The organism is Streptomyces sp. MH60, assembly GCF_002939385.1.
Lineage (GTDB): Bacteria > Actinomycetota > Actinomycetes > Streptomycetales > Streptomycetaceae > Streptomyces.
The window spans coordinates 1-12,770 of the sequence record NZ_MULI01000126.1; the positions used below are offsets into that span (position 1 = coordinate 1).

Annotated in this window: 9 protein-coding genes and 1 pseudogene; 2 read left to right on the forward strand and 8 right to left on the reverse strand. The window is 74.2% G+C overall.

Annotated elements, in window-relative coordinates:
- Positions 1 to 459, reverse strand: a 459-nt coding sequence (locus BZZ08_RS36940; protein WP_241965655.1) for a cell division protein PerM, incomplete at its 3' end; no start/stop codon positions are given.
- Positions 460 to 555: 96 nt separating this feature from the next.
- Here BZZ08_RS36940 and BZZ08_RS36945 point away from each other — a divergent pair.
- Positions 556 to 1,728, forward strand: a complete 1,173-nt coding sequence (locus tag BZZ08_RS36945) for a helix-turn-helix domain-containing protein (RefSeq protein ID WP_198601918.1) — start codon at positions 556 to 558, stop codon at positions 1,726 to 1,728.
- 100 nt (positions 1,729 to 1,828) lie between these two features.
- Here BZZ08_RS36945 and sucD read toward each other — a convergent pair whose 3' ends face one another.
- The 6 genes from sucD to BZZ08_RS36980 all read right to left on the reverse strand — a co-directional run bounded on the left by sucD (position 1,829) and on the right by BZZ08_RS36980 (position 10,850).
- Complete coding sequence (gene sucD, locus BZZ08_RS36950; protein WP_030145560.1) at positions 1,829 to 2,713, reverse strand: succinate--CoA ligase subunit alpha; 885 nt, start codon at positions 2,711 to 2,713, stop codon at positions 1,829 to 1,831.
- Positions 2,714 to 2,741: 28 nt separating this feature from the next.
- On the reverse strand, positions 2,742 to 3,926 hold the full coding sequence (gene sucC / locus BZZ08_RS36955) for an ADP-forming succinate--CoA ligase subunit beta (RefSeq protein WP_104636532.1): 1,185 nt from the start codon (positions 3,924 to 3,926) through the stop codon (positions 2,742 to 2,744).
- A gap of 806 nt (positions 3,927 to 4,732) precedes the next feature.
- Positions 4,733 to 5,707, reverse strand: coding sequence for a hypothetical protein (locus BZZ08_RS36965; RefSeq protein ID WP_104636533.1), 975 nt, complete (start codon positions 5,705 to 5,707; stop codon positions 4,733 to 4,735).
- Between the two features lie 170 nt (positions 5,708 to 5,877).
- Positions 5,878 to 7,050, reverse strand: a complete 1,173-nt coding sequence (locus BZZ08_RS36970; protein ID WP_104636537.1) for a VWA domain-containing protein — start codon at positions 7,048 to 7,050, stop codon at positions 5,878 to 5,880.
- Between the two features lie 116 nt (positions 7,051 to 7,166).
- Complete coding sequence (locus BZZ08_RS36975) at positions 7,167 to 9,623, reverse strand: DUF5682 family protein (protein WP_104636534.1); 2,457 nt, start codon at positions 9,621 to 9,623, stop codon at positions 7,167 to 7,169.
- 105 nt (positions 9,624 to 9,728) lie between these two features.
- The gene (locus tag BZZ08_RS36980; RefSeq protein ID WP_104636535.1) at positions 9,729 to 10,850 is read right to left on the reverse strand and encodes an ATP-binding protein; all 1,122 of its coding nucleotides are present in this window, start codon (positions 10,848 to 10,850) and stop codon (positions 9,729 to 9,731) included.
- A gap of 126 nt (positions 10,851 to 10,976) precedes the next feature.
- On the opposite strand from BZZ08_RS36980, the gene BZZ08_RS36985 reads away from it, so the two are divergent.
- Positions 10,977 to 12,125, forward strand: coding sequence for a hypothetical protein (locus BZZ08_RS36985; protein WP_446750294.1), 1,149 nt, complete (start codon positions 10,977 to 10,979; stop codon positions 12,123 to 12,125).
- Positions 12,126 to 12,570: 445 nt separating this feature from the next.
- Here the strand turns inward: BZZ08_RS36985 and BZZ08_RS39130 are convergent.
- Positions 12,571 to 12,770 (reverse strand): annotated as a pseudogene (locus BZZ08_RS39130) (Tm-1-like ATP-binding domain-containing protein); the annotation flags it as partial.

Sequence of the window (12,770 nt, forward strand, 5' to 3'; positions counted from 1 at the left end):
CGGCGGCCCGGCGTCCGGGGCGCCCGCCAGCCACGCCGGGCGCGCCCCGGCTCCCGCCTTGGGAGCCGCGCCCACGGCCACGCCCACACCGTCCCCGGGGTCCGTGGCGTCCCGGGCGGCGCGGTGCAGCAACCACACCGGCAGGAGGAGGAAGAGCAACGGGGTGACACCGACGGGCGCGGGCGTGCCGGAGAGCGTGTCGGCACGCACCAGTTCGGCCCCGTGCGCCAGCACCCACAGCGCGGCGGCGACGTGGAGGGCGCCCCCGGGCCCGCTGTCGGGGTACGGCGAACTGATCCACAGCAGCGTCACGAGCGCGGCGCACGCCGCCAGCCCGAGCACCGCCGCGACCACGCCGCCGAGGAGCCCGGCGGCCAGCCCGGGAGACCGGTCCCGCCACCGGGCGCGCAGCAGGGAGAGCGGGGCGGGACGAGCGGTCGTCTGGATCACGCCCGCCATGCTCCCAACGACACGCGCTTTCCCGGCGTAACGGGCGAAGCTCCGTTGTGTCGCTCAATATATGTTTATGTACTTTTTCGTACGAAGAGGTGCCTTGTGACGCGCAGCCCCGCCACCCCACTCCCGCCCCCCAAGGCACGCCGACGCCTGCGGGAGACCGCCGCACTGACACAGACTCAGCTCGCCACACGGGTGGGTGTCACCCCCGGCACGGTCCGTGCGTGGGAGAGCGGCCGCACGACTCCGCGAGGCCGGAAGCGGGAGGCGTACGCGAAGTTGCTGAAGACGCTGGCCGAGGAAGAGGCGGCACGGCTGGCGAAGCAGGAGCGGGAACGGGAAGAGGAACAGGAACAGGAAGACAAAGAGACATCCGCACCGGAACCAGTACCCGAACCCGAATCGGCATCGGCAGCGACAGCGACAGCAACAGCGGCATCGGCAGCGGCAGCGAGGCCGAAGTCCGAGCCCGCCGCGCTGACACCCGCTCAGGCTTTCGACGCGCTCTACGCGTTCAGCGCCCCCGCGCTGGTCCGGCAGACCTTCCTGCTGACCGGCCGGCGCGAGCAGGCGCGCGAGTCGGTGGAGCGGGCCTTCCAGGCCGCCTGGGAGCGCTGGCCGGAGGTGGCCCGCGACCGCGACCCGGTGGGCTGGGTACGGGCGACGGCGTACGAGTACGCGCTCTCGCCCTGGCAGCGATTCCGCCCGCGCCACCGGCACCCGGAGCCGCCGCCCGCCGACCCCGGCGACCGCACCCTGCTGAACACGCTGCTCAGGCTCCCCCCGCGGCACCGCCGCACGCTCGTGCTGTACGACGGTGTGGGCCTGGATCTGCCCGAGACGGCGGCGGAGACGGAGGCGAGCACCCCGGCGGCGGCGAACCGGCTGCTGCACGCCCGCGAGGCCGTCGCCGGCCGGCTGCCCGCGCTGGCCGATCCGCAGGTGCTGCACCGGAGGCTGGCCGAGCTGGCGTCGAACGAGCGGCTGCGGGCGGCCGAGCCGCCGGCCGTGCGCAGGGGCGGCGAACGCCGGGCGCGGTTCTGGACCCGGGCCGCGATCGCCTTCACGGTCGCCCTCATCGGGACCACGGCCCTGACCGTGCGCACGGCGCCCACGCACTACGAACCGCCCGTGTCCCCCGGGCAGGCGGTGCGCGGCGTGCCGCAGCGGGTGGCCCCGGGGTCGCTGTCGGACGAGGAGCTGGAGCTGCGGCAGAAGCTGCGGGACCAGTTGCAGGACGGGCCGGAACGGCTGAGCCCGAGGCTCGAATGACGTGGCCCGGCCCGAAGAAACGCCGAGTGGCCCGCCCCCTGTGGACAGGGGGCGGGCCACTCGGTGTGGAACAGGCGCTCGGCCTGCGCGCGAGGCGGTGTCAGCCGGCCAGGATGGCGCGGGCGAGCTTCGCCGTCTCGGTCGGCGTCTTGCCGACCTTGACGCCGGCGGCCTCCAGGGCCTCCTTCTTCGCCTGGGCGGTGCCGGACGAACCGGAGACGATGGCGCCGGCGTGGCCCATGGTCTTGCCCTCGGGCGCGGTGAAGCCCGCGACGTAGCCGACGACCGGCTTGGTCACGTTCTTCGAGATGTACTCCGCCGCACGCTCCTCGGCGTCGCCGCCGATCTCGCCGATCATGACGATCAGGTCGGTCTCGGGGTCGGCCTCGAACGCGGCGAGCGCGTCGATGTGCGTGGTGCCGATGATCGGGTCGCCACCGATGCCGACGGCGGTCGAGAAGCCGATGTCACGCAGCTCGTACATCATCTGGTACGTCAGCGTGCCGGACTTCGAGACCAGGCCGATGCGGCCCGGCTTGGTGATGTCGCCCGGGATGATGCCGACGTTGGACTGGCCCGGCGTGATGATGCCGGGGCAGTTCGGGCCGATGATGCGGGTCTTGTTGCCCTTCTTGCCGGCGTACGACCAGAAGGCGGCCGAGTCGTGCACGGCGATGCCCTCGGTGATCACGACGGCCAGCGGGATCTCGGCGTCGATGGCCTCGACGACGGCGTCCTTGGTGAACTTCTCCGGCACGAAGATGACGGAGACGTTGGCGCCGGTCTTCTCGATGGCCTCCTTGACGGTGCCGAAGACCGGTACCTCGGTGCCGTCGAAGTCCACGGTGGTGCCCGCCTTGCGCGGGTTCACGCCGCCCACGACCTCGGTGCCGTCACCCAGCATGAGCTTGGTGTGCTTCATGCCGGTGGCGCCGGTCATGCCCTGGACGATGACCTTGCTGTCCTTGTTGAGCCAGATAGCCATGGTGTGTTGGTGTCCTCGTCCTGAGTGCTTACTTGGCGGCGGCGTGAGCCAGCTCGGCGGCCTTGTCGGCCGCGCCGTCCATGGTGTCGACGCGCTGGACCAGCGGGTGGTTGGCGTCGGTGAGGATCTTGCGGCCCAGCTCGGCGTTGTTGCCGTCGAGACGGACGACGAGGGGCTTCTCGACCTTCTCGCCGCGGTCCTCCAGGAGCTTCAGCGCCTGGACGATGCCGTTGGCGACCTCGTCGCAGGCGGTGATGCCGCCGAAGACGTTGACGAACACGGAGCGGACGTCCGGGTCGCCGAGGATGATCTCCAGGCCGTTCGCCATGACCTGGGCGGAGGCACCGCCACCGATGTCCAGGAAGTTGGCGGGCTTGACGTTGCCGTGCGCCTCACCGGCGTACGCGACGACGTCCAGGGTGCTCATGACGAGACCCGCGCCGTTGCCGATGATGCCGACCTCGCCGTCGAGCTTGACGTAGTTGAGGTTCTTCTCCTTGGCGGCGGCCTCGAGCGGGTTGGCCGCGGCCTTGTCGTGGAGGGCCTCGAAGTCGGGGTGGCGGAACTCGGCGTTGTCGTCCAGCGACACCTTGCCGTCGAGGGCGATGACGTCGCCGGAGACGACCTTGGCCAGCGGGTTGACCTCGACCAGGAGGGCGTCCTCCTTGATGAAGGTGTCCCACAGCTTGACCAGGATGTCGGCGACCTTGTCGGCGACCTCGGCCGGGAACTTCGCGGCCTCGACGATCTCGCGCGCCTTCTCGGGCGTCACACCGTCGATCGCGTCGATCGGGGTCTTGGCGACGGCCTCCGGACGGGTGGCCGCCACCTCCTCGATCTCCACGCCGCCCTCGACGGAGGCGATGGAGAGGAAGGTGCGGTTGGCACGGTCGAGGAGGAAGGAGACGTAGTACTCCTCGACGATCTCGGGGGCGGTCTCGGCGATCATCACCTTGTGGACCGTGTGGCCCTTGATGTCCATGCCGAGGATGTCCGTCGCGCGGGCGACGGCCTCGTACGCGGAGGCCGCCAGCTTCACGCCACCGGCCTTGCCACGACCACCGACCTTCACCTGCGCCTTGACGACGGACTTGCCGCCCAGACGCTCAGTGATCTCGCGCGCCGCCTCAGGCGTGTCGATGACTTCACCGGCCAGCACCGGTACATCGTGCTTGGCGAAGAGGTCCCTCGCCTGGTACTCGAACAGGTCCACGCGCTTCCGTCCCTATCAGTGATCTCGCGGTTCGTTGGATGCGTGGGCGTGCCGCGAGGGCAACGTGACGTCCGCTGTGAGTCACAAGGGGGGCGCACACGGTGTCCGAGCGCGCGGCATGTCCGTCTCGCAGGTTATCGCCGCTTGCGGGGGGTCTCTAAATCGTGGGTCACACCTGAGCGGTGATGCCTGTCACATGATGCCGTGCTCACTGGCACCCGGTGCCGGATGTGAGCCGGACGCCGGGGGCTCCGCGCAGGGGTGAAGGGCCTCACCGGGCTGGGGTTGACCCGGTGAGGCCCGTGGGCGCCCCGGCGGCCGCACGGGTGCGGTTCGCCGGGGTGAGGGCTGGTCGGTCCCCACCCCAATGGGGACCGACCAGCCCGGACCGCGGGGTTTCGGCCGGCCGGAGGCCGACGGCTTTCGGCCGTCCGGGGCCTGCCGCCCCGCGGAGTCCGTGCCTGCCGCGCGCGCCAGGGCCACGGGACGCCGCCCTGCCCGGTGCCGTGCGCGGGACTCCGGCTGGGAGCCGGATGGGGCCGGGTGGGGCCCGCTGGGGGTGTCCGGTGCGCCGGGACGGTGCGCCCGGCCGTGGCAGCCGGACGCGGGGGCGTTCGGGCGGTGAGCAGACCTCTCGGCCCGGCGCGGCCCGGCGCATGCGGCGGCTGTGCTGGCCCCAGTGCGGCTGCGGCGACTGCGGCGGCTGTGACGCCTGTGGCTGCCGCGGCGGCTGTGGCGGCGCGGTGGACGGCAGTGTGGGCGGCTGTGGCGGCTGATGGCGGTGCGCGGCAGGGGCGCCGGCCGTTCTAGGCAGGGGAGACGGGGATGTCCCGGTACGACTCGCGGACCCCGGCCGCGTCGGCCCGCTCGGGGGCGCCGGGGAGGAGTCGGAGGAACGTGAACCGGTGCTGCGGGGCGACCGCGTGGGTGTCCGCGTGGCGCGGCGTGCCCTGGTCGGCACCGGACGCGCTGCCGAGCGCTCCGTCGGGGTCGCCGGTGGGGTCGCCGGTAGGCGCGGGGCGGGCGGGGGCGTACACGGTGTGCGCGGCCCCGGCCCGGTGAGTGCGGGGGTGCGTGTCGGACGCCGGTCCCGCGCCGGGCTGCGGCCCGTATCCGACGACAGGTGCCGGGCTTCCGGCGCCCTCGACGACTCGGGCGTCGGCGGCATCGGCAGGGGCCGCGGTACCGGCGGCGTCCGCCGTCACCGGCGGGGACTCGGCCTGCGGATCCGGGACGGCCGACCGTGAACGACCGGAAAGGTCACTCAGGTCGGTCGGGCCCGGCACATCGGTCAGTTCCGTTGGATCGGTGAGGTCCGGCACGTCGGCCGGGTCCGAGGGGTCCGAGGGGTCCGACGGACCTGTCGCGCCGGACGGACCGGAGGGAGCGGAGGAACCGGGGAGCGCGACTGCCTCGGTCACCGTCTCCACCGCGTCACCCACGGGTCGCACGAGCCGGTCCCGCACGACCTGGACGACGCCCTCGGTGACGGGACGGAGGTCCGGGAGCAACGCGCCGGAGCCCGGCTCCGGCACCGCTTCGGTGTCCTGGACGGATCCGGTGCCCAGCGGGCTCCGGGGTTGCGCGGAGACGTCGAGGACCCGGCCGACCGCGTCCTCCAGGGTCCCCGGCCCTTCGTCGGCCGCCTGTGCCCGCCCTCCGCAGAGCAGCCCGAGGACGACCAACCCGCCCACCAGCAGAGCCAGGTGCAGCGCACGCCGCCCGGCCGCCGTGCGCAGAACGCGCAGAGCGGCACCGGGCAGGGCTGCTGACCAGATCAAGAAGGGGAGGTTCCTCCCGTGCGGCGGGACGGGCCGCGCATCGAACAACACATCGACACGCCGCGCGATCCTCGCACGTAGGTCCGGAGGTTGCGCAAGCCCGGTCGTGCCGATGGGCCGTCATATCCGTTTTGCCCGCGGGAAACGGGTCACCTCGGATCGCCACATCGTCACCCGGCATCCGGTATCGGCAGGGGCCGCCTCTCGATCGCGGCCGCCATCACCTCCGGGAAGAGGTCGGGCGTGCAGGCGAAGGCCGGTGCGCCGAGCGCCGCGAGGGCCGCCGCGTGTTCCCGGTCGTACGAGGGCGTCCCCTCGTCGGACAGGGCCAGCAGCGTCACGAACCGCACCCCGGCCGCCTGCATCGCCGCGACCCGCTTGAGCATCTCGTCGCGTATGCCGCCCTCGTACAGGTCGCTGATCAGCACGACCACCGTCTCCGCGGGCCGGGTGATCCGCGACTGGCAGTACGCCAGCGCGCGGTTGATGTCCGTGCCGCCGCCCAGTCGCGTGCCGAAGAGCACGTCGACCGGGTCGTCGAGCTGGTCGGTGAGGTCGACGACCGCCGTGTCGAAGACGACGAGCCGGGTGTCGATCGAGCGCATGGACGCCAGCACCGCGCCGAACACGGACGCGTACACGACGGACGCCGCCATCGACCCGGACTGGTCGAGGCAGAGGACGACCTCCTTCTTCACCGAACGGGAGGCCCGCCCGTAGCCGACGAGCCGCTCCGGGACGACCGTGCGGTGCTCCGGCACATAGTGCTTGAGGTTGGCCGCGATGGTGCGGTTCCAGTCGATGTCGTGGTGGCGGGGCCGGCCGGTGCGGGCGCTGCGGTCCAGCGCGCCGGTCAGGGTGGCACGGGTGCGGGTGGCGAGTCGCTTCTCCAGGTCGTCGACGACCTTGCGCACGACGGCCCGCGCCGTCTCCTTCGTCGTGTCCGGCATCGCCTTGGTCAGGGACAGCAGGGTGCCGACGAGGTGCACGTCGGCCTGCACGGCCTCAAGCATCTCCGGCTCCAGCAGGAGGGTGGCGAGCCCGAGCCGGTCGATCGCGTCCCGCTGCATGACCTGGACGACGGAGGAGGGGAAGTAGGTCCGGACGTCGCCCAGCCAGCGGGCCACGGCCGGTGCGGACGCCCCGAGTCCCGCCGTACGGTCCCGCCCCGCCCGCGGGGCGTCCCCCTTTCCGTAGAGCGAGGTGAGCGCTCCGTCCATCGCGGCGTCCCGTCCGGAGAGCGCGTGGCCGGTGCCGTCGGCCGGGTCGCCGCCGAGCACGAGGCGCCACCGCCGCAGCCGCTCCTGTGCCGCGTCGGCCCCGTCCGGCTCGGTCGCCGACATCCGTCCCGCCGGGTGCCCGGCCAGGCGCCCGGCCGTGGGTCCGATCCGGTGACCGGCCGTGGGTCCGGCCATGGGTTCGGCCATGGGTCCGGTCTGGTGCTCGGTCAGACGTCCAGTCATGTGTCCGCCCCCATAAGGTCATTGGCGTCCGGTGCCGGGTCCCGGCCCAGCAGCTGCCGGACCACCGGCAGCACCGCGTCGGCCCGCTCGGTGTCGAGGCCGGGCGCGAAGCCCGGTATGCCGGACCCGGCCGTCGTCACACTTCTCCGTGCCTCCGGTCCGCGCCTGACCAGCTCGCCGAGCCCGCGGCGCACTCCCGGCTCGAAGGCGGAGAAGGTGCGGCGCAGCAGGGGCAGCACGTCCGTGAACGCGTCCGCCGGTACGCCGGTCAGCCAGGCGTCGACCAGGGCCAGCAGCCGGTCGTCGTGCAGCAGGAGCATGCCGCCGCCCGAGCCGCCGCCGACGAAGCCCTCGATCCAGGCCGCCGCGTCCGCCGGCGGCGTCCCCGGGGACAGCACCAGGCCCATGAGCCGCGCCGCCTCGTCCGGTGCCAGCTCGCCGTCGTCCAGCAGGAGCCGCACGGCACGGCCGCGGACGATGCCGGGCACGGCGTCCCGCGCGGAGAGGGTCCGCAGGACGGCCCGCCAGCGGGGCCCCAGGTCGCCGCGGCCCGGCGCGGGGGCGTCGCCGAGCAGGCCCACGGCGGTGTGCACGGCGTCCACGTGCCCGCGCATCTCCTCGGCCGCGTCGGCGTCCAGTGCGGCGCAGGCCGCGGGCAGGCCGACGAAGACGCGCTCGGCGAGCCCCGCGGCGACCTCGGCCAGGGCCCCGGTGTCCGTGCCGCGCACATCGCCGTAGCGCAGCGAGCGGACGAGAGCGGGCAGCGCCTGGGCGAGGTGGCCGACGTCCGTGTCGAGCGCGGCCCGGTCGGCGAGTATCCGCATCACCGGCGAGAGCGCGTCCGGTAGTTCGGCCAGCAGGCAGCGTTCGGCGAGTGCGGTGACCTCGGCGAGGCCCTGCGCGGTGACGGCGTCCGCCTCGGCCCTGGCGGTCGCGGCGGACAGCACGGTCGTCCCCCACACCCCGGCCTCGGCGACCCGCACCGACAGCTCCGGCTCCCACCGCAGCCGCCACGTCTCCCGGAACGTGCCCGTGCTGCGCGAGGCGGCCGGCTCGCCCCAGCCGACGCCGAGCAGACGCAGGCGGTGCAGCAGTCTGCTGCGGCCGGCGTCGGTCTCCTTGCGCAGGTCCAGTTCCAGCTCCCGCTCGGCCGGCTCGGGCCTGAGCCGCAAACGCCGCTGAATCCGCGTCAGGTCCCGCTGCAACGGCACCGCGGGCGCCCCGGGCGGCACCTCCCCCAGCACGTCCCCGACCACCAGACGGTCGTGCACCAGCGCCAGCGGCACGTCCGAGCCGTCGCACATCACCGCCCGCACCGCCTCCGTCGTCTCGCTCAGCCCGGGCAGCGGGCGCCCACGGATCACCGCGAGCGTTTCGGCCAGCCGTGCCGCCTCGATGACGTGGGCCGGGGAGACGATCCTGTCCTGCTCCCGCAGCAGTCCGGCCACCTTGGTCAGCCATCGCTCGACGGGCCGGTCGACCGCGGCGAACAGGTGCCCGTACCAGCCCGGCGACTCGATGCCCGCCCCGTACCCACCCGCCCGGGACAGTCTGCGATGGGTCCAGGGCACCCAGGTCATCTCCACCTTGATCCTGGGCAGCCCCTTCACCAGGGCCCGGTCGGCGGCGACGGTCGTCTTGCGCCGCAGCGCGGGCACATGCCACGCCCCGCAGACCACAGCCACCCCCTGGGCGAACTCCCGCTGCGCCGCCCGGACCTGGAGCCGCATATGGGCCTCCCGCACGAGATCCCGCGCGTCGGCGACGCCCCACTCGCCACCCTGCCCGCCGCCCTCCTCACGGTCGTCCCGGCAGCCGTCGGTCTCGCGCAGCGCCGTCATGGCCTCCTCCACCGCCGTGAACGGTGCGAGCACGTCCCCCTCCCCTGGGCCCCGATGCTCGATCACGTCCTCCCACCAGCGCTCGGGGTCGTCGTGTTCGGCGGCCGCGGCGAGGGCGGCGAGCGGGTCGCCCCGCACGTCGGGGGGCGCGTTGCCGGGCCGGTCGCCCGGGTCCTGGCCGTCCGCTTGATCGTCCGCTTGGCCCTCTGCTTGGTCGTCCGCCGCCCGCCACGCCAGCGTGTGCGTGGCCGGGAGGTCGATGAAGCGGGCCGGAACGTCGTGTTCCAGGGCCCAGCGGACGGCCACCCACTCCGGGGAGAACTCGGCCAGCGGCCAGAACGCCGAGCGGCCGGGCTCGTCCACCGCGTGGGCGAGGAGCGCGACCGGCGGCCGCATGTCCTCGTCGGCGGCGAGCGGGATCAGGGCGTCGGCCTCCGGCGGCCCCTCGACCAGCACCACCCCGGGGCGCACCGCGTCCAGCGCGGCTCGCACCGCCCGGGCCGACCCCGGCCCGTGGTGGCGTACGCCGAGCAGCAACGGTCGGCCACCGGGCTCCCCGGCTCCGCCCGGCCCGCCGACTCCGCCGCTCCCGGCCCGGTCAGTGCCCGTCACACCGTCCCCCTCGCCCGCGGGTCCAGCTGGAGTCGCCGTCGCCCCCCGTCGCCCCGGTCACCGCCGCACTCGCCCCTCCTCGACTCGTCCGCATCTCCGTGCCGTTCACGCGGTCACCTCCCGGCAGGCCCGGTAGAAGTCCTGCCAGCCGTCCCGCTCGCGCACGACCGTCTCCAGGTACTCCTGCCAGACGACACGGTCGGTGGCCGGGTCGCGGACGACCGCGCCGAGGACGCCCGCGGCGATGTCGCCGGGCCGCAGCACCCCGTCGCCGAAGTGGGCGGACAGCGCGAGGCCGCCGGTGACGACGGAAATGGCCTCGGCCGTGGACAGCGTGCCGCTGGGCGACTTGACCTTCGTACGACCGTCGCTCGTCAGCCCGTCCCGCAGCTCGCGGAAGACGGTGACGACACGCCGGATCTCGTCGGTGCCGTCGGGCGCCGACGGCAGGTCGAGGGAGCGGCCGATCTGGTCCACGCGGCGCGTGACGATGTCGACTTCGGCCTCGGCGCTCGCCGGCAGTGGCAGCACGACCGTGTTGAAGCGACGCCGCAGGGCGCTGGACAGGTCGTTGACCCCGCGGTCGCGGTCGTTCGCGGTGGCGATCAGGTTGAAGCCGCGCACCGCCTGCACCTCCTGGCCGAGCTCCGGTATCGGCAGGGTCTTCTCCGACAGGATCGTGATCAGGGTGTCCTGCACGTCGGCCGGGATGCGGGTCAACTCCTCGACCCGGACGGTCATACCGTCCGTCATCGCCCGCATGACGGGGCTGGGCACCAGGGCGTCCCGGCTGGGGCCGTGGGCGAGGAGCTGCGCGTAGTTCCAGCCGTAGCGGATCGCTTCCTCGGGGGTGCCGGCCGTCCCCTGCACGAGCAGGGTCGAGTCGCCGCTGACAGCCGCGGCGAGGTGCTCGGAGACCCAGGTCTTGGCGGTGCCGGGCACACCGAGCAGGAGCAGGGCGCGGTCGGTGGCGAGCGTGGAGACGGCGACCTCGACGATGCGGCGTGGGCCCACGTACTTCGGGGTGATCACCGTGCCGTCGGGCAGGGCGCCGCCGAGCAGGTAGGTGGCGACGGCCCACGGCGACAGCTTCCAGCGGGCCGGACGCGGACGGTCGTCCAGCGCGGCCAGCACGGACAGTTCGGCCGCGAACGCGTGCTCGGCGTGCGGCCGCAGCACCTGCCGCGGCGCCTCTGCCTCGGACGTCCGTTCTACGAATGCAGGCATGGCCGATTCCCCCTCCAGCTAGGCCGGTCCGATCTGTCATCCACGGTGCACCACGCCACTGACAATCACTCTGACCTGCGCAAACGCTCTCGTTCGGGCCATTGTCAGTGGGAGGACCTACCTTCGATGGCATGGCTCGGCAGCGGGTCCGGGGTGGGGAGTGGCGACGAGACGAGGGGACGGTGCGGGGCTGTGCAAGAGCCGGGCGGGGAGGGCGCGGTGACGGAGGGGAAGGCGCCGGAGGGGGCGCACCGGCCGGTCGCCGGACGGCGCGAGCCCTCGGAGGCGGGGGACGCGGGTCCGTCCCTCCCCGTGGCCGCGTCCGCTGATCCCGAGGCGGCACGGCGCCGGGCGGAGCGGCGGGCCGAGCGGATCACCGCGGGCGCGACGGAGCTGGAGCAGCGGCTCGCGGACCTCCTGCGCGCCGGGCTGGCCGGTGCCGAGCAGACGGGACCCGTGTTGTGGGAGGAGACGGCGGCCCGCATGGTCGACGCCCAGGCGCCCGGACTGGCCTCGCGTGTGCGGGAGCTGGGCGCCATACCCGCGTCGGGCCCCGGCTGGCCGGTGCGGCTGCTCGAGGAGTGCGCGCTGCTCCATCTGCTCGACCGGGGCTGGCTGCACCGCGAGCGGCTGCCGGACGGCCTGGCGGCGACGGTCCGTTCACGCGTGGGTCTGCCCGCCTCCCCGGACGGCCCGCCGGTGCGGGACCACTGGCTGGTCCTCGCCCAGTACGACACCGTGGACGCCCGGCTGACGACCCGTCGCGTCTGGTTGTACGGCGCGGAGACGGACCGCACGGTGCTCCTCCTCTCTTACGGCGCCGCGGGCCGGTCACCGGAGCTGACGCTGCCGGTGGGGCTGGCCCTGGAGGCGGAGGTCTCCGCGTATCCGGACGCGGGCCGGCGGCGAGTCGCCCTCGGCCGGAGGTTCGCACCGCCCGGGCCCACGCGGACCCGCCCGAGGGGGGTGACGACGTCGGGGGCGGCCGTCCGGTACGGCGAGGCGCTCCGCGACGACCCGTGGCTGGAGTCGGTGCCGGTGGCCCTGGATCGGGTCGTCCCCGTACCGGACGGCGACGGCTGGCAACTGGCGGACGCCGACGGGGACTCGGCGCTGCCGCTCGCCCGGACCACCGGGAACCAACCGGGTCTGTGGCGGCTGGTCGCGCTGTCGGGCGGTGCGCCCGTCACGGTCTTCGGCGAGTGCGGCCACCGCGGCTTCACACCGCTGACGGCCTGGCCGGCCGGACCGGGTACGGCGGTGCCGCTGTGCTGACCCGCCCCATGGGATCGGAACCGGAGGGGAACGACATCACCAGGACACCCATTCCCACGCCCATGCCCACGCTCACACCCCCGACAACGACAACGACCACATCGACGGCGACCACCGCGCCGTGGCCGCACGTTGCCCCCACCGGTTCCCCGCGGGCCGACGCGGCCGCGGCCCCCGCGGCCGCCCAGACGGACACCGGCCCCCGCGCCGAACCCGAGACCGCCACGGACGCCGGTCCTGATACGGCAGCGGACACCACACCCGGTACTGCCGCCCGGACGACCGCCACCACTGATGCCGGTCCCGCACCCGACCCTGGACCCGGTCCCGCACCCGGCTCCGAGCCCGGCTCCGTGCCCGGCTGCGATTCAGCTCCGCCGCCGCCCGTCGGCCCCGCGGCTTCCGCCACCACCGAGGCGGCCGTCCCGGAGGCGGGGGCCGGTGGTCAGTCGGCGGCGGGCGGGCCGCCGGGACCCTCCGCCGTGCCCTCCTCGGCGTCCGGGGCCGGTGTCTGGGAGGGGCTGGTCACCTCGGCGCTGCTGGGTACGGACCGGCGTACGCCATCGGGCGGCGAGCGCGGGCCGGGGGCCGCGGCCGCGTTGCTGGACGCGGCCGCGGCGGAGACCGTGCGCCGCCGCGCAGGTC

Coding starts and splice junctions, on each gene's coding strand:
- sucD (WP_030145560.1), bottom strand. CDS start 2,713: ATGGCTATCTGGCTCAACAAGGACAGCAAGGTCATCGTCCAGGGCATG.
- BZZ08_RS36970 (WP_104636537.1), bottom strand. CDS start 7,050: ATGTCGGCGACCGAGCCGGACGGGGCCGACGCGGCACAGGAGCGGCTG.
- BZZ08_RS36980 (WP_104636535.1), bottom strand. CDS start 10,850: ATGCCTGCATTCGTAGAACGGACGTCCGAGGCAGAGGCGCCGCGGCAG.
- BZZ08_RS36985 (WP_446750294.1), top strand. CDS start 10,977: ATGGCATGGCTCGGCAGCGGGTCCGGGGTGGGGAGTGGCGACGAGACG.